Source organism: Croceitalea sp. MTPC6, from assembly GCF_036985525.1.
In the GTDB taxonomy this organism is placed as follows: domain Bacteria; phylum Bacteroidota; class Bacteroidia; order Flavobacteriales; family Flavobacteriaceae; genus Croceitalea.
The window spans coordinates 254735-276639 of record NZ_BTGR01000001.1 but is presented as its reverse complement, the minus strand read 5'-3'; the positions used below and the strand labels follow the sequence as shown (position 1 = coordinate 276639).

Annotated in this window: 24 protein-coding genes; 14 read left to right on the top strand and 10 right to left on the bottom strand. The window is 37.2% G+C overall.

Features of this window, described 5'->3' with window-relative positions; all coding sequences use genetic code 11:
- Positions 1-61: 61 nt before the first annotated feature.
- Genes AACP56_RS01320 through AACP56_RS01305 form a run of 4 tightly spaced genes read right to left on the bottom strand, consistent with a single transcriptional unit; the run spans position 62 to position 5922 of the window.
- Positions 62-2233: an endonuclease MutS2 gene (locus AACP56_RS01320; RefSeq protein ID WP_339334267.1), complete on the bottom strand. Its 2172-nt coding sequence runs from the start codon at positions 2231-2233 to the stop codon at positions 62-64.
- 58 nt (positions 2234-2291) lie between these two features.
- Positions 2292-3335: a DUF1611 domain-containing protein gene (locus AACP56_RS01315; RefSeq protein WP_339334269.1), complete on the bottom strand. Its 1044-nt coding sequence runs from the start codon at positions 3333-3335 to the stop codon at positions 2292-2294.
- Between the two features lie 5 nt (positions 3336-3340).
- Positions 3341-4381 carry a dipeptide epimerase gene (locus AACP56_RS01310; RefSeq protein WP_339334271.1) on the bottom strand — a complete coding sequence of 347 codons (1041 nt, stop codon included), beginning with the start codon at positions 4379-4381 and terminating at the stop codon, positions 3341-3343.
- A 29-nt stretch (positions 4382-4410) separates the two neighbouring features.
- The gene (locus tag AACP56_RS01305) at positions 4411-5922 is read right to left on the bottom strand and encodes a YfcC family protein (protein ID WP_339334273.1); all 1512 of its coding nucleotides are present in this window, start codon (positions 5920-5922) and stop codon (positions 4411-4413) included.
- Positions 5923-5986: 64 nt separating this feature from the next.
- On the opposite strand from AACP56_RS01305, the gene AACP56_RS01300 reads away from it, so the two are divergent.
- The gene (locus AACP56_RS01300; RefSeq protein WP_339334276.1) at positions 5987-6652 is read left to right on the top strand and encodes a uracil-DNA glycosylase; all 666 of its coding nucleotides are present in this window, start codon (positions 5987-5989) and stop codon (positions 6650-6652) included.
- An 85-nt stretch (positions 6653-6737) separates the two neighbouring features.
- Positions 6738-7157: a response regulator gene (locus tag AACP56_RS01295; protein WP_339334278.1), complete on the top strand. Its 420-nt coding sequence runs from the start codon at positions 6738-6740 to the stop codon at positions 7155-7157.
- On the opposite strand, the gene AACP56_RS01290 is transcribed toward AACP56_RS01295, so the two are convergent.
- The 5 genes from AACP56_RS01290 to AACP56_RS01270 all read right to left on the bottom strand — a co-directional run bounded on the left by AACP56_RS01290 (position 7146) and on the right by AACP56_RS01270 (position 11246).
- A complete protein-coding gene (locus AACP56_RS01290) occupies positions 7146-7991 on the bottom strand; it encodes a substrate-binding domain-containing protein (RefSeq protein ID WP_339334280.1) in 846 nt (281 codons plus the stop codon). The genes AACP56_RS01295 and AACP56_RS01290 overlap by 12 nt on opposite strands.
- A 22-nt stretch (positions 7992-8013) precedes the next feature.
- Positions 8014-8880 carry a nucleoside phosphorylase gene (locus AACP56_RS01285; RefSeq protein WP_339334282.1) on the bottom strand — a complete coding sequence of 289 codons (867 nt, stop codon included), beginning with the start codon at positions 8878-8880 and terminating at the stop codon, positions 8014-8016.
- 1 nt (position 8881) lies between these two features.
- Complete coding sequence (locus AACP56_RS01280) at positions 8882-9814, bottom strand: DUF1835 domain-containing protein (RefSeq protein WP_339334284.1); 933 nt, start codon at positions 9812-9814, stop codon at positions 8882-8884.
- A 148-nt stretch (positions 9815-9962) separates the two neighbouring features.
- Positions 9963-10292, bottom strand: coding sequence for a translation initiation factor (locus tag AACP56_RS01275; protein ID WP_339334286.1), 330 nt, complete (start codon positions 10290-10292; stop codon positions 9963-9965).
- 3 nt (positions 10293-10295) lie between these two features.
- Positions 10296-11246, bottom strand: a complete 951-nt coding sequence (locus tag AACP56_RS01270) for an isopenicillin N synthase family dioxygenase (RefSeq protein ID WP_339334288.1) — start codon at positions 11244-11246, stop codon at positions 10296-10298.
- 108 nt (positions 11247-11354) lie between these two features.
- Here AACP56_RS01270 and AACP56_RS01265 point away from each other — a divergent pair, with 108 nt between their 5' ends.
- The 11 genes from AACP56_RS01265 to AACP56_RS01215 all read left to right on the top strand — a co-directional run bounded on the left by AACP56_RS01265 (position 11355) and on the right by AACP56_RS01215 (position 20844).
- Positions 11355-13331, top strand: coding sequence for an alpha-ketoacid dehydrogenase subunit alpha/beta (locus AACP56_RS01265; protein ID WP_339334290.1), 1977 nt, complete (start codon positions 11355-11357; stop codon positions 13329-13331).
- A gap of 167 nt (positions 13332-13498) precedes the next feature.
- Entirely contained in the window at positions 13499-13981 is a 483-nt protein-coding gene (locus AACP56_RS01260; RefSeq protein ID WP_339334292.1) for a lipocalin family protein, read from the top strand.
- 7 nt (positions 13982-13988) lie between these two features.
- Complete coding sequence (locus tag AACP56_RS01255) at positions 13989-14681, top strand: OmpA family protein (protein WP_339334294.1); 693 nt, start codon at positions 13989-13991, stop codon at positions 14679-14681.
- A gap of 77 nt (positions 14682-14758) precedes the next feature.
- Positions 14759-15886 (top strand): NAD(P)/FAD-dependent oxidoreductase, encoded by a 1128-nt coding sequence (locus AACP56_RS01250; RefSeq protein WP_339334296.1) that lies wholly within the window; start codon positions 14759-14761, stop codon positions 15884-15886.
- Positions 15886-16596 carry a methyltransferase domain-containing protein gene (locus AACP56_RS01245; protein ID WP_339334298.1) on the top strand — a complete coding sequence of 237 codons (711 nt, stop codon included), beginning with the start codon at positions 15886-15888 and terminating at the stop codon, positions 16594-16596. The genes AACP56_RS01250 and AACP56_RS01245 overlap by 1 nt, the downstream gene beginning before the upstream one ends.
- 6 nt (positions 16597-16602) lie before the next feature.
- Positions 16603-17658: a type III polyketide synthase gene (locus tag AACP56_RS01240; protein WP_339334300.1), complete on the top strand. Its 1056-nt coding sequence runs from the start codon at positions 16603-16605 to the stop codon at positions 17656-17658.
- The gene (locus AACP56_RS01235; protein WP_339334302.1) at positions 17658-18449 is read left to right on the top strand and encodes an SDR family oxidoreductase; all 792 of its coding nucleotides are present in this window, start codon (positions 17658-17660) and stop codon (positions 18447-18449) included. Before AACP56_RS01240 ends, AACP56_RS01235 begins: the two co-directional genes overlap by 1 nt.
- Complete coding sequence (locus AACP56_RS01230) at positions 18449-18892, top strand: 3-hydroxyacyl-ACP dehydratase FabZ family protein (RefSeq protein ID WP_339334304.1); 444 nt, start codon at positions 18449-18451, stop codon at positions 18890-18892. Before AACP56_RS01235 ends, AACP56_RS01230 begins: the two co-directional genes overlap by 1 nt.
- Positions 18885-20162 carry a beta-ketoacyl-[acyl-carrier-protein] synthase family protein gene (locus AACP56_RS01225; protein ID WP_339334307.1) on the top strand — a complete coding sequence of 426 codons (1278 nt, stop codon included), beginning with the start codon at positions 18885-18887 and terminating at the stop codon, positions 20160-20162. The genes AACP56_RS01230 and AACP56_RS01225 overlap by 8 nt, the downstream gene beginning before the upstream one ends.
- Before the next feature lie 2 nt (positions 20163-20164).
- Entirely contained in the window at positions 20165-20425 is a 261-nt protein-coding gene (locus AACP56_RS01220) for an acyl carrier protein (protein ID WP_339334309.1), read from the top strand.
- Positions 20422-20844: a hypothetical protein gene (locus AACP56_RS01215; RefSeq protein WP_339334311.1), complete on the top strand. Its 423-nt coding sequence runs from the start codon at positions 20422-20424 to the stop codon at positions 20842-20844. Before AACP56_RS01220 ends, AACP56_RS01215 begins: the two co-directional genes overlap by 4 nt.
- A gap of 18 nt (positions 20845-20862) precedes the next feature.
- Here AACP56_RS01215 and AACP56_RS01210 read toward each other — a convergent pair whose 3' ends face one another.
- Positions 20863-21375: a YceI family protein gene (locus AACP56_RS01210; protein WP_339334313.1), complete on the bottom strand. Its 513-nt coding sequence runs from the start codon at positions 21373-21375 to the stop codon at positions 20863-20865.
- 166 nt (positions 21376-21541) lie between these two features.
- Between AACP56_RS01210 and AACP56_RS01205 the strand changes: the two genes are divergently transcribed.
- Positions 21542-21883, top strand: a complete 342-nt coding sequence (locus AACP56_RS01205) for a hypothetical protein (RefSeq protein WP_339334315.1) — start codon at positions 21542-21544, stop codon at positions 21881-21883.
- Positions 21884-21905 lie beyond the last annotated feature (22 nt).

Here is a 21905-nt window from a genome sequence, read left to right as displayed (position 1 = left end):
TTCCCGCGAATGCGGGAATCTCTTTATGGATTCCGTATCAAGTGCGGAATGAAAAGCGAAATTATTTTTTCGCCTCTACCAAATCCAACTGTTCCACACTCACATTTGTGGTAAATAGGCCGTAGTTTACTACGGCTTTGTTTTTTTCGAGTTTATCAATAGTACCCACCGCCTTGCCATCAAACAATCGTACACGGTCACCTATTTTAAAAACCGGTCTCGGCTTTGTTTTTTCAGCTTGTATAGCTTTTTTCTTTTTAACTATTTTCTCTTTACGAACCTTAACTATTTTTTGCTCCAATTCGTTGGCCACTTGTTTCTTTTGAGCTTTTCTTGCTTTTGCTTGCTTGGCAGAAGTTTTTTTACGTTTGCTATTCTCAGTTTCTACAATTCTAAGCAGTTCCGAAACTAAGGGTCGCTTTTTATTGTCTAAAAAGTACTTTTCAGCGGCATCATTTAACTTGTTGCCCAAATAAATCATACGTTGGTTATGGTCATACTGCTCTTGGTAATTTTCTAGCTTGTTTTTAACTTTAGAATTTAACTCTTCTAATCGTTTTGCTTCTTCTCTGGCCTTAGTTTCCTCATCTTGGAGCCTTGAACCTGTTTTCGCCATTTTGGAGCGCTCCTTCTGGAGTTTAGCTATGGTTGCATCAAAACGAACCTTTCCACGTTCAATTTTCTTTTTTGCTTTGTTGATTAAAGAGTAGGGTATCCCATTTTTCTGTGCAACTTCAAAAGTGAATGAACTTCCAGCCTGTCCCATGACCAATTTAAAAGTGGGTTGAAGCGTCTGATTATCAAAAACCATGTTGGCATTTACGGCGTGTGGTAATTCGTTCGCCAATAACTTAAGATTTGAGTAGTGGGTGGTGATTACGCCATAAGCTTCACGCTCGTAAAAAACTTCCAGACAAGCTTCGGCTAATGCTCCTCCTAATTCGGGGTCAGAACCTGTGCCAAATTCATCAATTAAAAACAAGGTTTTATTGTTGCACCGCTTTAAAAACTGATTCATGTTCTTAAGACGGTAACTGTAGGTACTTAAATGATTTTCAATAGATTGATTGTCGCCAATATCCGTTAATATCTTATCAAAAAGAAAAACAGAACTGCGTTCGTGGACAGGAATCAATAAACCGCTTTGCAGCATTAGCTGTAATAATCCAATGGTCTTTAAAGTGATACTCTTTCCACCTGCATTTGGTCCAGATATTACGATAATCCGTTTTTCTTGATGCAACTCAATCGTCTGTGGCCAAGTTTTTTCCCTTTTTTCCTTGTTGCTCAAAAAAAGCAGTGGATGATAGGCATCACGCAGAAACAATCGTCTTTCATTATTGATTTCTGGCAATATAGCATTCATCTCCGAGGCATATTTAGCTTTAGAGGCTGTAATATCTATATGTGTTAGAAAATGTTGGTGGTTTTCTAGGTCTTCTGAATAGGGACGAATATAGTTTGTGAGCTGATTTAATATTTTTTGAATCTCTTCCTTTTCTTCAAATTCCAAATTACTAAGCTCTGTACTGTATTGAAGTGTAGCTTCGGGCACAATGTAAATAATACTGCCCGTTTTAGAAGTGCCCATTACAGTGCCTCGTACCTTTTTACGATGCATGGCTTTTACCGCCAGAACACGTCTATTTTCAACAACAGACTCTCGAATTTCATCTAAAAATTCAGAAGCCTGATATCTAGTAAGCGCAGCACCAAAACTCTGATTCATTTTTCCCCGAACACCATTAATTTGGTGCCGGATATTCTTTAAATCAATTGAAGCATTGTCTCGAATCTCTCCGAACTTATCGATGACGGAATCTATTTCTTCAACAATAGCTTTGTTTTCATCAACAGTCTCTGAAAAGACAAATAAGAGCGGATAGTATTCTTTAAATTTTTTGAAGAACTTTTTATGGATACTTATAGTCTTACAAATATTCCCAATTCTTCGAAATCCAGAAATTTCTAAGGTTGTATTCTCAATTTGTAGTAGTTTTAGCTCGCTATCAATAGAGTCAAAACCATGATTGGGAATACGGTTGTCATTTTCAAATGAGGCTAGGTATTCTGAGGTTTGACCAAGTATCGTCTTTAAATATGCTACATCTAATAAGGGTTGTAGTTGCAGTACAGCTTCTTTACCAAGTTCTGTGTTACATCTAGCTTGTAATTGCTGTAAAACAGTTGGGAATTCTAGGTCTTGAAGTGTTTTTTGATGTATGTGCTGCATGTACTTTTTCTGGCAGCGCAAAGATAATGCTTTCAAGAGAGGTAGTGGAATTGGTTTTTTAGTTGTTAAGAACGGCACTTACTAATTTTTCAACCCCAAATCGTACTACGTCTGTTGAGGACAACCCCGTTAGGTTCTCTACTTCGGTTATTTTTTTCTCTGCTTCTTCTTCATTTAAACCAACCGTATTTAAAGCGATTCCGGTGGTTTTTGGTTTCGTTTGTGAACCACAAACTGTAGCAACGGCCTCATTCAATTTAATGAATTCATCCAAAGGTGGAATGGGAATATGTGAAACAGGTTCCCGTAAATGGGTATGGGCAGCTTTATGGCAAAGTATTAGATGCGTGGCTTGTGAACCACGCAACAAGGGTAGGGTAGCGGTACTGCCTGGATGCGCTAATGAACCCTGCCCCTCTATGATTACAATGTCTTTATCCGCTTCAGCAAGAACAGCTTCTTGTACCGCACCAGCAGCCTGGTCCACTTTTATGGCGTCCAAGGGAATACCATTCCCCATAATAGTTATTCCAATTTGTCCTGTTGGAACAAACCCTACATTATGACCTTGTTTTTTTAATTCAGCATATAGCTCTAAACCTGCAGTCATTTTACCAGCTGCCATATCGGTCCCTATCATTAGAATGCGTTTATTCTTTAATTGAACTGCTTTTCCTGTAGCAATGGGGTAGCTAGGTTTTGGTTTACGAACATCCCATATTCTCTGTTTTGGGGAATCGATCAAATGATGTCCATATCGCAAATTTAAATCATCATGAAGACCATTGATTAATGAAAGTCCATTTTGTAAAGCTTCAGAAATTGGCTCATCCCATGTGTCTGGAAATTTCCCCCCGGAAGGGGCAATGCCAAGCACCAGTATTTCACCGCCTTTTTGAACAGCTTCGGCAATAGTGCCAATTACGGGGATGTCATAAGGTAATCCTACGGATTCCTTTACTGTTTTTCCTGCGTGCTTGGAATCTATGACACAAATAATGGAATGTTTGGAAAAGCGCATTAATCCAAAGCCCATTTTCCCCATGTCGGAGTCCAGCGCTCCCTCCATAAAGAGTGCTATTTTTTGTGAAGTATCAAACATGACAGTTAATCAGTTTTAAATTTACCTCCATGTCCAGGAACATCCAAAGGCATGGTAATTTCATTGACCAAAGGCGCTCCAGTGCAAGGGTCGGGATTGAGATTTAAGTGTGAGTCTAAGTCAATATGATTTAAAGCACCTGATACAGCGGCTCCTGCAGCAATAGAAATGGAACTTTCCCCCATACAACCAATCATGGTCTGAAGGCCAAAAGCCTTTGCCGTTGCAATTATCCGCAATGCACCGGTGATTCCACCGCACTTCATCAACTTCATGTTCACGCCATCTACGGCATCCGCCCATTTTGGAATATCACTTGCAAAACGACAAGATTCATCTACAAATATGGGTAAAGGTCTATTTTTAAACAGTTGTAGTAAATCATCTTCCTGTCCTTCTTTTAAAGGTTGTTCTACATACTCGCAACTTCTTTCAGAAAGCCATTGCATCATATGTTTGGCATCTTCCAATGACCAACCACCGTTAGCATCTACACGTATTGCAATAGGATAGTGCCTATGATAATCCAATACTTCATTATACATGGCTTTGTCTGCTTCAATACCATCATTGTTGCCTAATTTCACTTTAAGCGTTTTAATGCCCATGTTTTCTAAAATCAATGGTAAGCGTTCTCGAGCTTCCTCTGGCCCCATGATTCCTAACGTGATAGAAGTAGCATGCTTTGGTTTTGAAAATCCCAATAGTTGATATAGAGGCATTTGGACTTTTTTAGCCTTTAAATCCCAAAGCGCTATATCCAAGGCTGCTAATGCACAGGGGGAAACACCTTCTTTTAACGCAGTATCATAGGTATCTATCACTGAACTTAAATCTGTATACTTAGAAAGAAAGGATTCCAATTGTTTTTGGGCTACTTCTGGGGTTTCTGCGCCTTCGGATTTCCCTGGAGAAGTTTCCCCCCAACCAGTATGGTCTCCATCTGTCACCGAAACATATAGATTGGATTGCCCATCACGGACCCCCCGGCTTATGCGTAAAGGATATAATTTTTTCAGGTATACGGTTTTGTAGGCTACTTTCATAATTTTTTTATGTACGGATTATCCAAAAATTAGAATTCAAAATAAACGGAAATAGATAGCATTATCATACCTAAAACCCCAATAATTAAAACTAAGGGCAGTACAAACTTCAACCATTTATTGTAGCCAATGTTTACAATTGCCAATGAAGCTAAAATAATACCGGTTGGATTAATAAATTTAAAAAGCCCTACCCCAAATTGGTATGCATTCACCATAACTTCCCTGCCAATACCAACGTTATCTGCTAGTGGAGACATAATGGGCATGGTAAGAACAGCCATCCCTGATGATGAAGGAATAAAAAATGATAATCCGCTGTACAATAAATAGGTAACGTTAATAAACAGGCCCTTATCCATATCGGATGTTAGTTCGCTAGTGTAAAATAGCAGTGTATCGCTAATTTGCCCATCTTCCATTAGAATGCTTACACCGCGAGCTATACCAATAATAAAGGCAACCCCCAATAAATCTTTTGCGCCAGCTATAAATTGGTTTACGAACTGTTTCTCGCTCATTCTTGTGATTATTCCAATCAATAATGCCCCCGCCAAAAAGACGGCGGTCATTTCCAAAAACCACCATCCAAGTTGGGAAACACCATATACCATAACAACAAAGCAACAAGCAAAAACAAACAATACCAGTTTAAGTTTCCAATCTAGTTTGGTAAGATTATTTATACCGCTACCGGCAAATAGTTTTTGTATTTCATCTTTTTGACTAAAAATCAATGATTTGCTCGGGTCCTTCTTTACCCTTTCCGCATACCTGACGATATATGCGACACAGATTATTATGCCTATGATCAATGTTACTATTCTACTGTTAAGGCCTTCGACCCAATTAATGCCAGCTGCATCTGATGCAATTATGGTGCTAAACGGATTTACGGTCGAAGCCAAAGTGCCGATTGAAGAGCCAATATATATAGAGGCTATGCAAACCAAGGCGTCGTATTTAGCAGCTAAAAAAACAGGAATCAATATAGGGTAAAAGGCAATTGTTTCTTCCTCCAATCCAAAAGTAGTGCCCCCCAGGGCAATCAATAAGGTTACCAATATTATTAAAAGGAATTCTTTCCCTTTTAATTTTACACCTAACCAAGCAATACCTGCTTCAAAGGCTTTAGAAGCATTTACTATACTTACCAAACCGCCAATAATCAGTACCAATAAGATAATATCCGCAGATTGCATGATTCCTTTTAGCGGTGCTTGGATAAAAGATACCAGGCCCTGAGGTTTATTGTTTAAGGTAGTGTAAGTATTAGGAACACTTATAGGTTTAGAGATAGCACCTTCAGTAAATTTTTCAAGATTTATTTTAATTCCCAGTTCGTTTAGTGATTTTTGTGTGGCAGGAAGCTCTATAGTATTTTCCTGTTGCTTTTGCACGAACATATTTGTGCTATGATCATACAATAATCTATCATATTGCCCGGCAGGAACTAACCAAGTCAGAACACATACAACAGCTAAAATCAAAAACAGTATAGTATGTGCAGTAGGGAATTTAACTTTTTTTAAAAATGACATAGTAGTTTCGGTTTGTTGCTTTAGGAAAGATATTATTTTTAAATCATATAAAGAATTTGATATAATGAATGTATCCATAGAACCTAGCTGGAAAAAAGTATTACAACCAGAATTTGAAAAGCCCTATTTTAAACAGTTGGCACAGTTTGTCAAACAAGAATACAAACAACATACCTGCTACCCTAAGGGGAAAGAGATTTTTGCCGCCTTTGACCATTGTCCGTTTCAAGAGACCAAGGTTGTTATTATTGGCCAAGACCCTTATCATGGATCCAACCAGGCAAATGGGCTATGTTTTTCGGTTAAGGATGGAGTTCCACACCCTCCTTCCTTGGTAAATATCTTCAAGGAAATAAAGGTTGATACAGGTACTGAATACCCAAAGAGTGGTAACCTAGAACGTTGGGGGGCACAAGGGGTGTTGCTTTTAAATGCTACATTAACTGTTCGTGCGCACCAAGCAGGAAGTCATCAAAAAAAAGGATGGGAGCAATTTACAGATGCCGTTATTTCTACTCTTTCTAGAGAACATAACGGGTTGGTTTTTTTACTTTGGGGTGGTTTTGCAAAGAAAAAAGCAAGTTTGGTAGATAAAACTAAACATCATATTCTAACATCCGGTCATCCATCACCTTTAAGTGCTAATCGCGGACTTTGGTTTGGAAATCAGCATTTTAGTAAAGCAAATGAGGTATTGGCAAGTATGGGTAAAGAAGCGATTAAATGGTAATTAGAATTAAATTTTCTCTAGATTCAAAATATCTTACAAGTTCGTACGTTAATTCTAATACAAATGCTTAAAAATTCTTACAAGAATGATACCAAATACTATTCTGTTGGTTGATGATGATGATACCACAAACATACTTAATAAATTCTTTGCCGAATCCTTGGATGACACGATTGATGTAGTCACTGCAGTAAATGGTCAAGAAGCTCTGGATTTTTTAGAAGAAAATGATATTGAAGCTATTGGCCCATGTTTTGTTGTATTGGATGTATTAATGCCCGTAATGGACGGATGGGAGTTTCTAGCCGAATTCAATAATCGTTTTAGTGATAAATACAAAGAACAGGTGACCATATCTATATTGACGGGGTTGGATTCAGAAAAGATTTCTAAACAAGCAAAAGATAACCCACTGGTTCATGATACTGTACAAAAACCGTTATCTGATGCTAAATTCAGGGAATTGATCACAAAACATTACAAAGAAGAGAATTTAAGTCAGTAGTTCCGTACTATCTTTTATTTCTGATATTAAATCCAGTTCAAATAATTGCTTCTGGATTTTTTTTATGGTATCCACATCAAGTTGAGATTGCCCCCAATGTGTCTTGGACAACCATATTTTAATGTCTTCCAGTTTTTGACTATATCTATTGGCTAAAGTCCTGTCAATACTTGGAATCATTTTAAACTCTTCGGTATATAAATTGATGACCTCAAGAATATGATTCAATGTTCCTTTGTTCTCAAGGGCAAAACTATTGGTAACTGCTATCACAAAACAGGGCCATAATGTTGGGCAATCCCCCAATCTTCTAAAGACCCCATTATCTACTAATGGTTTTGTTGTAAAATGCTCCCACATAAAATAGTCGGCATCTTCTTCGGTTAAACCTTTTACGGCGCCTTTTAGGTTGTTTATGATTTCAAACTTTAATTCTTTTGTGTTCCAGTTCTGTTGCTTAGCATTCACATAGGCCATAAGATGGCTGCCACTACCATATCTACTTATAGCGGCCTTTTTTCCTTCTAAATCTGAGATGGATTTAAATTTACTTTTTGCCGCTACATGAATGCCCCAAAGTAGGGGAGATGCCACATAGGTTTGCGCTATTTTTGATTGATTGCCCTCAGTAATACTTTTTACTATACCTTCTGTAAGGATTATGGCCAGATCCGTCTCACCATCTGAGAGCATTTGTGCCATTCTACCTGTTCCCTCATGGATATCCGTCCACTCTAAATCAATTCCTCTATTTTCAAAGGCACCTTCTTCTATGGCTAAATGCCAAGGGAGGTTAAAATGTTCAGGTACTCCTATAATCTTGACCTTCTTCATCTAAGATATTTTAATTCAAAATTCATGAAATTTTCTCTAGACAGTATTTTATTAACTCTTCTACAGTTTTTGAAGGGTTATTGGAGAATTCACCTGTTGCCCTATTGGCCAATATGGCATTCATGGATACAGCACGATGTCCCAAAAGCTTTGCCAATCCATAGATTCCAGCGGTTTCCATCTCTAAATTAGTGATTTGTTTACCTTGAGACTTAAATGAAGACAGCTTTTGGTGAAAGTCCTCTAATTTTGGGTTTAAGCGGATACTTCTGCCTTGCGGACCATAGAATCCAGCATTGGTTACGGTAGTCCCAAATCGTATACGATTTGATTTTAAGGAGTTTGCTAGGTCAGGACTGCAATCGAACACGTATGGGGTAATATTATGTGATTCCCACTTGAGAAAAGCAATCAATTTGTCTGAAAAGTTTTGATTCTCAAATATCTTTTTTTTATAAAAGTGCATAAGCCCATCCAAACCTATTGCAGTTTCAGTTAAAAGGAAAGAATCAATTGGAATATTTAGCTGAATAGCTCCAGATGTACCGATACGTATAAAATCTAATCTTGTTTTTTTAGTTTTTTCGGTTCTAGTTGTAAAATCTATATTCACCAATGCGTCCAACTCGTTGAAAACTATGTCAATATTATCGGTTCCTATTCCAGTTGAGATGACCGAGATACGTTTGCCGTTTACAATACCAGTATGTGTATGGAATTCGCGTTTTTCTTTCTTTACTTCAACTTTATCAAAGTGTTTGGAAACATCGCTTACACGTTCTGGGTCTCCAACGGTAATGATAGTCTTTGCAATATCCTGTGGAAGTAAATTTAGGTGATATATACTGCCATCTGCATTAAGAATCAGCTCGGATGCTGCTAATGGCATGCTATAATTTTAGAATCCTATCGGAAGTTGTGTTATACAGAAAATTATATTTTAAGGCTCCGCCTAGATAGGCTTCATTATCACGCAATTGTGCATAATAATTGGATTTCCCCTGTAAAACTTCTTTCCCAATTTTACTCAACCTTACTGGACTGAATGAAGTAAACAAGGGTTTCATGGTACTGAGTGCCCGTTCGTATTGGGTGTCACCAAATCCGTACATACCTTGATTGGATAGTATTTTCCCTAAAAACTCCCGTTTTGTCTTAGGTTTTTCGTTTGTTGCAAGATTTAAAATATGATTTTCTACATCGTTAAGCCCATTTTTTATACTGGGAAAGCGTTGTAGATGAACTTTCATGGCTTCTGAAAGGTATTCGAATTGGTAATTTTTGTAATCGGTTAGATTTTCCAAGCGTATTGGATTATCACTACAGTACAATTGCCATACATAATCAGCATACTCAATATCATCCTGTGTAAGAACGGTACGCTTTTCATAAAGTGCTAGCAATTTTTCATCACTTAGTTCATTGAGTGCATAGAGTTTGTCGGACTCATCTTCTTTCCCACTGCAAACCAATGAAATTTCCGCATGTCTCCGATGGGTTTTTAGCCAGCTTAACACAGCTAGCATATTTATTTGGCAAAAAAGGTCGTATTCGAACCAAAGTACTATTTGGTCCTGTTGTTTGTGATTGCAGAGCGAACGATACTCTTTAAGCGTTTTCTCCACAAACCAAGACTTGGATACTTTATAATTTTTATTAAGGAACTCAAAACGGGTTTTCCAAAAGGATTCGCTACCTACCGTACTAAGGGTTTTACCTTCACAAAGCATTTCTCGCCATGTGATAATGTCTCCTTTTAGGGGTAACGTTTGTAATCTTTCCGTGAAACTGTCTCCATTTGTAATGTGCAACAGTGATTTCATCTTAAGAGTAGTTTACGTTGGTTAGGAAAGTTAAATGTAACATTTAAACGAAAAAAACAAAAACTATTCTGGTAAAACATCGTTATTTAACCGAAAAATTTAACACATCATCGATAAAATCAAATTATAACGCAACCTAATAATGAACCTAACCTCCGACTCGTTTCACCTTAAACCCTTTTTGTTTAAGAAATCCCATGATTTTATCCCGATAATCTCCTTGGATAATAATCTTTTCGTTTTTGTAGCTCCCTCCGACACCTAAAAATGATTTTAACTCTTTGGCAAGTTTCTTAAAATCGGAATCAGCACCAGTATAACCCTCTAATATAGTGATTGGCTTGCCTTTTCTTTTCTCGTACTTACAGATGATTGGTGCCTCTTGCAACCAGTAATCAGGTTTTTCTTGCTTGGGTTCATTGCTTTCTTCGGGAACGTGGTCAGGGAATAATTTTTTGAGCTGATCGTTTAAATCCATTGTTTACTTTTTTACCAAGCCTAATTCTACGAGACGTTCGTTTAGATATTCCCCAGCTGTAATATCTTCGAATTGTTTGGGATTCTCCTCATCAATACAATCTTCCAAACAATTCAAGGGCATTTCACTTATGGGATGCATAAAAAATGGAATGGAATAACGTGATGTTCCCCAGAGTTCACGTGGAGGATTAACAACTTGATGAATGGTAGATTTTAATTTGTTGTTGGTCAAGCGGGAAAGCATATCACCTACATTGATCATCAGCTGATCTGAAGTTGCAATGGCATCAACCCACTCATTCTTATGGTTTTTAACTTGTAAACCTTTGCCATGGGCCCCCATCAAGAGTGTGATCAAATTAATATCCCCATGCGCCGCGGCACGAACGGCATTCTTTGGTTCTGAAGTTATAGGCGGGTAATGAATGGGTCTTAAAATGGAGTTCCCATTTTTTATCCACTCATCAAAATAGTTTTCCTCTAAATCCAAATGCAATGCAAGTGCACGAAGGACATATTTAGCTGTTTTTTCAAGCATTTGGTAGGTCTCCTTGCCAACGCTATTAAACTCTGCAAGCTCTTTTACCATTACATTGTCTGGATATTCTGCTTCTAATTTTGGATTGTCTTGCACATATTGGCCAAAATGCCAAAACTCCTTTAAATCACCTTCTTTACGACCCTTAGCATGCTCTTTTCCGAAGGAAGTATACCCACGTTGTCCGCCAATCCCTTCTATTTCATAAGAATCTTTTACTTCTTGAGGTAGGGAAAAGAATTTTTTGATCTCTTCATATAAATTTTCAACAAGTTCATCAGAGAGAAAATGCCCGCTCAATGCGACAAAACCAATATTTTCAAAAGCACTTCCAATATCTTTTGTGAATTGCTCTTTTTGTTTTGGGTCTTCGGATAAAAAATCTTTAAGATTAACACTTGGTATCGCACTCATGGCAAACTTTTTTTAATACTATCAAATTTAAGGAATCTCCCTCTACCATTTTAAAAATTAGATGGCAACTATCCTTTTTACTACATTTATCTCGCCATAAAATTTAGTATGCGATACCATATTGGAGATTTAGACAATAAAACTTTGGTTCAGCTTTATGAGCGAATGCTTAAACCAAGGATGATAGAGGAGAAAATGCTTATTCTGCTTAGGCAAGGGAAGATTTCTAAATGGTTCAGCGGTATTGGGCAAGAGGCGATTTCGGTTGGGGTTACTTCTGCATTGAAGAATGAGGAGTATATTTTACCCATGCATAGAAATCTTGGGGTTTTTACAACAAGAAATGTTCCTTTAAACAGATTATTTTCGCAATGGCAGGGTAAAGCTAGCGGTTTTACAAAAGGTAGGGACCGCAGTTTTCATTTTGGTTCTCAAGAACATAAAATTGTGGGTATGATATCCCATCTTGGCCCTCAATTAGGAGTGGCTGACGGTATTGCCCTTGCAGATTCCTTAAGAAAAAAGAAACGGGTCACTTCCGTGTTTACAGGTGAAGGAGCGACAAGTGAAGGGGATTTTCACGAGGCTCTTAATGTAGCCTCCGTTTGGAACTTACCAGTATTATTTTGCATAGAAAACAACGGATATGGCTTGTCTACACCTATAAATGAGCAATATAACTGTGAACATTTGGCAGACCGTGCAAAAGGCTATGGTATGGAGTGCCGTATTATTGATGGGAACAATATCTTGGAAGTCTATGCTAAGGTAAGTGAGTTGTGCAAGGCCATTAGAAAAAGACCACGCCCTGTGTTGATAGAGTTCAAGACCTTCCGTATGCGTGGCCATGAGGAAGCAAGTGGCACTAAATATGTTCCGGACAAGCTTATGTCGAAATGGGCCAAGAAAGACCCTATTTCTAATTACGAAGCCTTTCTTTTAAAAGAGGGTGTTCTTTCCGAAAAGAAAATAGCTGCATTAAAGACTACGATAACCGACGAAATCAATTCTAATTTAGAGTTGGCTTTTGCAGAAGATGAAATGTCTTCAAGTTTAAGTAATGAATTAAATGATGTATTTCAAAAGTTTATATACCAAGAAGTTAAACCATCTAAAAAAAATAATAGTATTCGTTTCGTAGATGCTATTTCAGAAGGATTGAAACAATCCATGGATAAGTATAATGAGCTTATTATCATGGGGCAAGATGTGGCAGAATACGGAGGGGTTTTTAAAATAACAGAAGGTTTTACCAAGCAATTTGGGCGTAGTAGGGTACGAAACACGCCAATTTGTGAATCTGCCATTGTTTCTGCTGCAATGGGACTTTCTATAAACGGTATGAAAGCGGTTGTAGAGATGCAATTTGCAGATTTTGTGACCTCTGGCTTTAACCCAGTTGTAAACTATTTGGCTAAAGTACATTATCGTTGGGGGCAAAATGCTGATGTTGTAATTCGGATGCCTTGTGGTGGTGGAGTGGGGGCGGGCCCATTCCATTCACAGACCAATGAGGCATGGTTCACAAAAACACCAGGCCTTAAAGTAGTCTATCCTGCATTTCCTGTTGATGCAAAAGGATTATTGAATACGGCCATTAACGATCCAAACCCAGTTTTGTTCTTTGAGCATAAAGGTCTGTATAGAAGCGTTTACGGAGATGTGCCTGAAGAGTATTATACATTGCCTTTTGGTGAGGCAAGCATTTTAAGGAGCGGACTACAAGTTACTATAGTTTCCTATGGCGCCGGTGTACACTGGGCTTTGGAAACTTTGGAAAAACACCTAGAGATTGATGCTGAGCTTATCGATTTGAGGACGCTACAGCCTTTGGATATAGAAACCATTTATACTTCCGTTAAAAAAACTGGAAAGCTTATTGTGCTGCAAGAAGACAGTCCTTTTGGGGGTATTGCTAGTGATATTTCCTCATTAGTTATGGAGAATTGTTTTGAATATTTGGATGCACCAGTCAAAAGAGTGGGCAGTTTGGAAACCCCAATACCGTTTGCAGCTCCTTTAGAAGAACAATACCTTCCTAAAAAACGTTTCGAAACTGAATTACTGGCACTTATTGCATATTAATAAAGCAATAGTGTTAACCTTATATCGCTATTGGAGCAAAAGAACCTTCTCTTTTGGGCGTACTTAGCAATCTAGAATACATTTCTCGATTTTAACAAAACTTAACATAAGTGCGTAATCGATTTTTTAACATATGCGTATATACTATAAATACTAAATAAATAACTATGCAATTAACTAGAATTATATGTGCGCTGGCATTAGTTGGCCTCATTTCTTCATGTTCAGTCTCTAAATCTGCGAGACAACAACGAAACCTTTTGAGTGGTACGTGGTCATTGAATGATGTTTCCTATGAAAATAACCAAGGTTCTTTTAAATCTATAATATTCGGAGATGCCCAAGATATTTGTTTTGAGGGAAGCGATTGGTTCTTTAGGGATAACAACAGTACTGGTCGATATACCATAAAGCAAGGTTCACTTTGTCAAGGTGGTGACCGTTTTATCCGTTGGTCGATTGTAGAACCTGCAGATAGGTTAAGTCAATTACAGTTTAAGTTTATTGATGAAAAAAGGAAAGATGTATCAGGTGGGAGAGGATATCGATTAGACATTACAAACCTTAATGAACAAACAATGACCTTAAAATCCAACGTTTCGGTTGAGGGTCAACCAGTAACAATAGTTTATGAATTCACAAGAAAATAGAAAAACAATGAAAACTAATCTAAAAAAGAGTACAGCTTTACTAATGATATTTAGTCTTTTATTGAGCTGTAATACTGTAAAGAACGCAAATAATAAACAAAAGGGAGCTGTCATTGGTGCAAGTGGTGGAGCAGTTATTGGCGGAGTTATAGGTAACAACGTAGGTAAAGGAAACACAGCCTTAGGGGCAATTATCGGTGCCGTTGTTGGTGGAGCTGCTGGAGGGTACATTGGAAATAGGATGGATAAGCAAGCAGAACGTATTGAAGAAGAAATTCCAGGTGCAGAAGTAACAAGGGTAGGTGAGGGCATTAACGTGACCTTTAATGAGGATGCAGGTGTTTATTTTGACACCAATAAATCCGATGTTAAAGGAACTTCTGCCTCTACTCTGGATAAACTTGCGGGAATTTTAAATGAATATCCAGAATCAAACATACTTGTAGAGGGGCATACCGATAGTGCTGGTAGTGATGAGTACAATTGGAAACTCTCTCAACAAAGAGCAGAATCCGTCACCAAATATTTGGTCAATAACGGAATAGCGTCAAATAGGCTGACTACAAAATGGTATGGAGAAACACAGCCTAAAGAAAGTAATGAAACATTGGCAGGTAAAGCTAAAAACCGCCGTGTAGAATTGGCAATCATTGCTAGCGAAGCCTTAAAACAAGAGGCGATGCAAAAGACAAAGGGGTAACCCTTTAATTTCATCCCACAATGGAATCCCGACTTGAATAGTCGGGATTTTTTTGTTTTTAGGACTATCTTAAGAGCGTGAAAAAGTATGATGTCATTATTATCGGTGGAGGATTGGCCGGTCTTACCGCAGCAATACACTTAAAACAAGAAAATTGTGAGGTATTGGTGATTGAAAAAAACATGTATCCCAACCATAAAGTCTGTGGGGAGTATATTTCTAATGAAGTAAAGCCATATTTGAAAAGCTTGGGACTTGCTATTGATTTATTTCCATATGCTGAGATTGATACCTTACAGATGAGTACCCGTTCCGGTAAAATGATTGAAACCAAGTTGCCTTTGGGCGGTTTTGGAATTAGCAGATATACTTTTGACAACTTACTTTTTGAAAAAGCTAGCGCAATTGGGGTTGAGTTTCTATTTGATATGGCAACCTTGGTCACTTTTGAAAATCACATTTTCAAAGTCATGGTAGGTTCTAAAACAACTTACAATACATCAATAGTTATTGGGGCATATGGAAAACGCTCAGTTTTAGATAAGAGTTTAAAACGGAACTTCATTCAACAAAAATCACCTTGGCTAGGTGTAAAATGTCACTATGACTATGATGGTTTTCCTTCCAACCGGGTAGCACTTCATAACTTTAACGGCGGTTACGGTGGCTTGTCAAAAACTGAAGATGGCAGTGTGAATTTTTGTTACCTAACCACTTTTGCAAGCTTTAAAAAATCAAAATCCATTCAAGATTTCAATACTAATATAGTTTCAAAGAACCTTTTCTTAGGGGATTTTTTAAATAATGCTAAATCAAAATTTGAAAAACCAATAAGTATTGCTCAAATTTCATTTGAAAAGAAAAATACAGTTGAAAACCATATGTTAATGTGTGGAGATAGTGCCGGACTTATTCATCCTTTGTGTGGCAATGGTATGGCAATGGCGATACATAGTGCTAAAATTGTTTCAGAGTGTATTTTAGATTATCTGAATGATAAAAATTACGACCGTAGTAAGTTAGAAATAAGCTATACTAAGCTTTGGAAAAAGGAATTTGAAAGTAGATTGCGAACAGGGAGGGCCATTCAAAGTGTTTTGATGAACAATACTGGTTCAGAATTAGCTCTCAATACAATAGCAAGGTCAGAAAAAATACTGCAAATGATGATTAAGCGTACACATGGAAACCCTATCTTAGTATAATGCAGCTGGCATTAAGAAATACTGAGACTGAACTCATGGACAACCCAGATTTGGGAGTTAGTGAATTGGAAAAAGTATTTAAAGACATTAATAGGGTCAATGCCATATTGGGCGGAAGTTCTATTAGTCTTAAAGAAATCCAAGAGTTGATTAAACTCCATCCAAAAAAATCGTATACGATTTTAGATATGGGTTGTGGTGACGGTTATATGCTTCGTAAAGTAGCATTATTGCTAAGGAAACGGAATGTAGATGCCCAACTCATTGGTATTGATTTAAGAGAGGATATTCTTTCTATTGCAAAAAATGCGTCTATGGATTTTCCAGAGATTAGCTTTAAAAAACAAGATGTTCTTGAATTGAATCCAAAGGATTTTCACTGCGATATTTTACTTTGTACTTTAACAATACATCATTTTGACAATAAAGAAATATCCGTTTTTTTAGAGAAATTTATAGCTATATCTAAGATAGGGGTTATCATAAATGACCTACAAAGAAGTGAATTGGCTTGTTATTTATTTAAAATTTTTCGTTTTTTCTTTTTAAAAACTACCATTGCGAAAAAAGATGGATTAACATCAATAAAAAGTGGGTTTAGAAAGTCAGAATTACAAAGATTTGCAAAAAATATACCGAATGTTATTCATAAAATTAGATGGAAATGGGCTTTTCGGTATGTATGGGTCTTACAACTAAATCGACTATAGTAAAATATGCACCAAGTTAAAGTCGTTGGGGTTTCCAAAGAACTTCCACCTTACAGTAGAACCACTAAAGACATTATTCCTTTTGTAAACCTTTGGCTATCCGATCAAGAAGATCGGTTTAAAAGAAAAGTCATCAAAATTTTTGAAGGAGCTGGCGTTGATAAGCGTTACGGCATCATGGATATTGATGAAGTTTTTCATGCAACTTCGTTTGAGGCCAAAAACAATATCTATGTTAGGGAAGTAAAAAAACTGGGTAGTAAATCTTTACAAAAAGCATTGCATAAACAAGGTTGGCAAGCTGATTCTTTAGATTATATTATTACTGTTAGTTGTACAGGAATTATGATTCCTTCACTTGATGCTTACTTAATTAACGAACTTGGTCTAAAACAGGACATAGTTCGTCTACCAGTAACGGAAATGGGCTGTGCGGCAGGAGTTTCAGGGCTGATATACGCTTCACATTTTTTAAAGCACAATCCAGGTAAAAGAGCTGCTGTAGTTGCTGTTGAAAGCCCGACTGCAACCTTTCAATTGAATGATTATTCCATGGCTAACATGGTAAGTGCGGCTATTTTTGGTGATGGTGCGGCCTGCGTTTTACTTTCTTCACGTAAGGCAGATAATGGTCCTAAAATTATAGGTGAGGAAATGTATCATTTTAAAGATGCCACACACATGATGGGCTTTGATTTAACCGATACGGGTTTAAAAATGATATTAGACCCAACTGTGCCTGAAGTTATTGCCTCGCATTTTCCTAAAATTGTATATCCATTTTTAGAAAATCACAACACTTCCATTGAAAAAGTAAATCACCTTATTTTTCATCCCGGAGGACGAAAAATAGTGCAGACCGTTGAGGATTTGTTTGGTAAATTAGGAAAGCAAATAGATGATACTAGAGAAGTACTTAAAAACTATGGAAATATGAGTAGTTGTACAGTTTTATATGTGCTGGAACAATTTCTGGAGAAAAATATAACATCCGGAGAACAAGGGCTTATATTAAGTTTTGGACCTGGGTTTTCTGCCCAACGTGTTTTAATAGAATGGTAATGGAAGAAAAAGGCAAGCATAATCTGTGGGCTTTAATTCTTGGCGGAAGTAGTGGGCTGGGTTTGGCCACTGCCAAAAAATTGGGAAAAGAAGGATATCAGATACTAATTGTACATAGAGACAGAAAGTCTGACTTAGATTTACTCAATAAAAATATCGCAGAAATTACTTTAGGTGGCGCTCGTTGCGAAAGCTTTAATGTTGATGCTACCAATCCAGAAAGACAACAAGAGGTATTACAGCTTATTTTACAAGTAGTGCAGCAAGAGAAAATAAAAGTCTTGGTGCACAGTATTGCAAAAGGAAATTTAAAGCCTATGAAAAGTTCTGATGGTGCAGAACTGCTAAATCAGGATTTTCAACTTACCATTAACGCTATGGCCTTAAGTCTGTATGATTGGGTAAAACTTTTAGTGAAAAACAATCTGTTTTCTACTGATGCACGGGTGATATCGTTTACCAGTGAGGGTAACAGTAAGGCTTGGAGAAGCTATGCCGCCGTTTCTGCTGCTAAAGTCGCACTAGAGGCTATTACTAGGAATATAGCTTTAGAATTTGCATCAAAAGGCATTAAGGCAAACTGCATCCAGGCAGGTGTAACAGAAACCAAATCCATGCGTATGATTCCGAATAGTGACAAAATTGTTGAAGAAGCCCTTAAAAGAAATCCCAACGGACGCTTAACCACTCCAGAAGATGCAGCTAGTGCCGCTTATCTTTTAACTACTGATGACGCAAAATGGATTACAGGTACAATAATCAAGGTGGATGGAGGTGAAAGTTTGCGATAATGGAAAAAGATAAAATCCTGGCTAAACTTCCTTATACAACACCTTTCCTCTTCGTTGATGAAATCACCGAAATTAACGAAAGTGGCGTGGTTGGAAATTATGCGTTCAAAGCATCATCCGATTTTTATCAAGGTCATTTTAAAGATTTCCCGATTACACCTGGTGTTATTTTAACGGAATGCTGCGCTCAAATAGGTCTTGTCTGCCTGGGAATCTATCTTTTAGGTGAAGAATTGGATTCTAGGATTAAAATTGGGCTTTCCAGTTCAGAAATGGAGTTTTTATTCCCTGTATATCCTGATGAAAAAGTTATTGTGACTTCTGAGTTGGTTTATTTTAGGTTCAATAAATTAAAATGTAAGGTCCAAATGTATAATCCCAGTAGGGAATTAGTTTGTAAAGGGGTAATTGCTGGAATGTTTAAAACAGGAGCGGATGAATGATAGGGTAGTGGTTACCGGTCTTGGGGTTTGTGCTCCTAACGGAATAAGTCTAGAAAAGTTTACAAGGGCGCTTGAAAATGGAGAAAGTGGAATTAGATTTTTTAAAGAGTTAAAAGATTTAAAATTTTCATGTCAAATAGCTGGAAAACCGAACATTAATGAAATCAATCTCAATAATTACTTCAGTAATGTTCAATTAAAGGATTTAAACTCAAGCGGACTAATTTATGGGGTAATTTCTGGGCTAGATGCATGGGAAGATGCTGGTCTGGAAAAAGTCAATCAAGGAGGACAGCCAGATTGGGATAGTGGTATTCTGTTTGGTACTGGTATTTTAGGTGTGGATAAGTTTCGAGAGTCCATTTATAAAGTTGATGAAGGTAATGTGCGAAGATTAGGCAGTACTTCAGTAGTTCAGACTATGGCAAGTGGCATAAGTGCGTATTTGGGAGGAATTTTGGGTATGGGGAATCAGGTAACCACTAATTCATCTGCATGTATCACAGGTACGGAAGCTATATTAATGGGCTATGAACGGATTAAATCTGGTAAAGCTAAACGAATGCTGGTCGGTAGCTGCAGTGACAGCGGACCATATGTTTGGGGCGGTTTTGACGCTATGCGAATTCTTCCAAGAAAATACAATCACAATCCCGAAAGTGGAAGCAGGCCTATGAGTGAAACTGCATCTGGATTTGTCCCAGGAAGTGGAGCAGGGGCATTGGTTTTAGAATCACTAGAGAGCGCTCTAGAGCGTGAAGTAAAAATCTATGCAGAAATATTAGGTGGAGCTATAAATAGTGGGGGACAACGAGTAGGAGGGAGCATGACAGCCCCAAATAGTACTGCTGTTCAGCGCTGTATTACACAAGCACTTAAGAATTCTGGTATTATAGGGAAAGATGTTGATGCGATTAACGGACATTTAACCGCAACCACTAAAGACCCAACAGAAATAGAAAATTGGTGCAAAGCATTGGAACGCTCAGAAAGTGATTTTCCTTACATAAACTCATTTAAAAGTCATTTTGGACATTGTTTGGCTGCTGCAGGGAGTATTGAATGTGTCGGCACCGTATTACAATTGAAAAAGCAAAAAGTATTTGGAAACCTTAACTGTGAAGATTTGCATCCTGAGATTAAAAAACTGATAGCTTCTGATAAAATTCCTTTAAAAACATTCAATACTAGCATAAATATAATAGCTAAAGCTAGTTTTGGTTTTGGAGATGTGAATGCCTGTGTTATTTTTGGTAACTATACAAAATAAGCATGAGTCTAACTGAAGAAGAGAAATATCAAAAATTAAAGTCCATTGTTCAGACATATTTGCCAGATGATGTTACTGTAGATGCCATACAAATGGAAAGTAACTTCACAACGGAATTAAATATTAACTCTGCTAATCTTGTGGATATCGTATTAGATGTAGAGGATACTTTTGATATTATGTTGGAGAATGATGACATGGATGGTATGCAAACGGTAAAGGATGCATTGCAGATAATCGATAAAAAGATAGCGGAAAAATGAAAGAATTTGGGGAGTGGATAAAACTAAAACTTACCGTAGATAAGCGTTTAATATTCACCTATTGCATCATTTATTTTTCTTGGGGGATACTAATGAACTGGTTTGGCGCCGAAGTTCAGATAGCTAAGTTTACCTATTGGTGGCAAGTGGTAACCTGCTATATTTTATATATGGTGCCTGTTTCTTTACTGCTAAGAGGTTTACCATTTCATGCACAATATGCTTACGGTCTTGTAGCGATGTGTCTGTTGGAGTTTGGGGGCTATGCACTGGAAACTTCTTATGCGTACCCAAATAATTTATTGGATCAATTTTTTAATGAGCGAAATTTTAGTTTAGCTATGGCACTTTTCTTTGCCTTGTATTTTCCAATGGGGAATTGGTTAGTAGGAAAGGTGTACCGAGCCATTTTCAAATAAAAATAAACTAGAATTAAACTACTTTATGTCAAAAAGTAGTGTAATCCTTACTAGGTTGTCTTCGCGCTTCTTTTTTATTTTTATACCGTAATCAGAACAATAGATTGAAGTAGTGCCCTTAAGCTGATTGCCTTGTTTTGCAAAAACTATCGTAATCGGTTTAGTAGTTCCTTTAAGTGTTAGATTTCCTTTCACAAGATAACCATCATCTTTCGGATTAACAGCGCTACTTTCAAATTCTATTCTAGGGAAATCATCTTCATCAAAGTATTTCCCGCTTTTAAGGGACCAATTACGTAAACCATTGTTGGTGTCAAGGGTTTTAACCGCTACAGAGCCACTAAAAAAAGAGTTTTCAGGATTATCAAAGTCTATTTTACTGCTCGATTCAAAACCTTCAATAGTACCCTTGACGTCTTTGGAAACGAACTCAAAGCTAATCTTAGCTTTGGATATTGTTGTCTGTGAATTGACTGAATTATGTAGGCTGAATAGCGTAACAAGTGATAGAAACAGAGTAAGTCTTTTCATAATTAGAGTATAGGTTTTGAGTATTGAGTCATTTTTTAGATTGAAACTTACACCTTCTCCATTTCATATGGGTTATACTCAAGGTTATTGAAGTGTTAAACTTACTGGAATTAGGGTATTTTTTCTACAAAACGAAGGTATTTTTACTAACTTTAAAGAGAGTCATATGTACAAAATGATGGAAAGCACTCCAAAAGATAATCCAGTAATCAATGAAATGCGCTTTAAATTAGAGCGCAACCATACGGAGATACAGACACTATTGGATAAACTTAACTCTTACACGTGCGAACCCACAAATTATGAATGCTTTGAAAGATTACGTAATCTTAGAGATGATATTCAAGCTTTAAAGAAAGAGCATTTAAAATTGTTCAGCAGATTTGATATAAGGCAATGGAAGAATCAAGATGACTTGGTGAAAATTATGCGTGAACAAATTGCTTCTTTTAGAGAATTGGATAGAAAAATAGGGGCATACGTTTTAGATACAACAGGAGAGCATTAGTTAATGCTTTCAAATATTTTAT

Excerpts from the sequence above, each read along its gene's own strand:
- AACP56_RS01320 (WP_339334267.1), bottom strand. The coding sequence starts at position 2,233 with ATGCAGCACATACATCAAAAAACACTTCAAGACCTAGAATTCCCAACT.
- AACP56_RS01315 (WP_339334269.1), bottom strand. The coding sequence starts at position 3,335 with ATGTTTGATACTTCACAAAAAATAGCACTCTTTATGGAGGGAGCGCTG.
- AACP56_RS01310 (WP_339334271.1), bottom strand. The coding sequence starts at position 4,381 with ATGAAAGTAGCCTACAAAACCGTATACCTGAAAAAATTATATCCTTTA.
- AACP56_RS01305 (WP_339334273.1), bottom strand. The coding sequence starts at position 5,922 with ATGTCATTTTTAAAAAAAGTTAAATTCCCTACTGCACATACTATACTG.
- AACP56_RS01300 (WP_339334276.1), top strand. The coding sequence starts at position 5,987 with ATGAATGTATCCATAGAACCTAGCTGGAAAAAAGTATTACAACCAGAA.
- AACP56_RS01295 (WP_339334278.1), top strand. The coding sequence starts at position 6,738 with ATGATACCAAATACTATTCTGTTGGTTGATGATGATGATACCACAAAC.
- AACP56_RS01290 (WP_339334280.1), bottom strand. The coding sequence starts at position 7,991 with ATGAAGAAGGTCAAGATTATAGGAGTACCTGAACATTTTAACCTCCCT.
- AACP56_RS01285 (WP_339334282.1), bottom strand. The coding sequence starts at position 8,880 with ATGCCATTAGCAGCATCCGAGCTGATTCTTAATGCAGATGGCAGTATA.
- AACP56_RS01280 (WP_339334284.1), bottom strand. The coding sequence starts at position 9,814 with ATGAAATCACTGTTGCACATTACAAATGGAGACAGTTTCACGGAAAGA.
- AACP56_RS01275 (WP_339334286.1), bottom strand. The coding sequence starts at position 10,292 with ATGGATTTAAACGATCAGCTCAAAAAATTATTCCCTGACCACGTTCCC.
- AACP56_RS01270 (WP_339334288.1), bottom strand. The coding sequence starts at position 11,246 with ATGAGTGCGATACCAAGTGTTAATCTTAAAGATTTTTTATCCGAAGAC.
- AACP56_RS01265 (WP_339334290.1), top strand. The coding sequence starts at position 11,355 with ATGCGATACCATATTGGAGATTTAGACAATAAAACTTTGGTTCAGCTT.
- AACP56_RS01260 (WP_339334292.1), top strand. The coding sequence starts at position 13,499 with ATGCAATTAACTAGAATTATATGTGCGCTGGCATTAGTTGGCCTCATT.
- AACP56_RS01255 (WP_339334294.1), top strand. The coding sequence starts at position 13,989 with ATGAAAACTAATCTAAAAAAGAGTACAGCTTTACTAATGATATTTAGT.
- AACP56_RS01245 (WP_339334298.1), top strand. The coding sequence starts at position 15,886 with ATGCAGCTGGCATTAAGAAATACTGAGACTGAACTCATGGACAACCCA.
- AACP56_RS01240 (WP_339334300.1), top strand. The coding sequence starts at position 16,603 with ATGCACCAAGTTAAAGTCGTTGGGGTTTCCAAAGAACTTCCACCTTAC.
- AACP56_RS01235 (WP_339334302.1), top strand. The coding sequence starts at position 17,658 with ATGGAAGAAAAAGGCAAGCATAATCTGTGGGCTTTAATTCTTGGCGGA.
- AACP56_RS01230 (WP_339334304.1), top strand. The coding sequence starts at position 18,449 with ATGGAAAAAGATAAAATCCTGGCTAAACTTCCTTATACAACACCTTTC.
- AACP56_RS01225 (WP_339334307.1), top strand. The coding sequence starts at position 18,885 with ATGAATGATAGGGTAGTGGTTACCGGTCTTGGGGTTTGTGCTCCTAAC.
- AACP56_RS01220 (WP_339334309.1), top strand. The coding sequence starts at position 20,165 with ATGAGTCTAACTGAAGAAGAGAAATATCAAAAATTAAAGTCCATTGTT.
- AACP56_RS01215 (WP_339334311.1), top strand. The coding sequence starts at position 20,422 with ATGAAAGAATTTGGGGAGTGGATAAAACTAAAACTTACCGTAGATAAG.
- AACP56_RS01210 (WP_339334313.1), bottom strand. The coding sequence starts at position 21,375 with ATGAAAAGACTTACTCTGTTTCTATCACTTGTTACGCTATTCAGCCTA.
- AACP56_RS01205 (WP_339334315.1), top strand. The coding sequence starts at position 21,542 with ATGTACAAAATGATGGAAAGCACTCCAAAAGATAATCCAGTAATCAAT.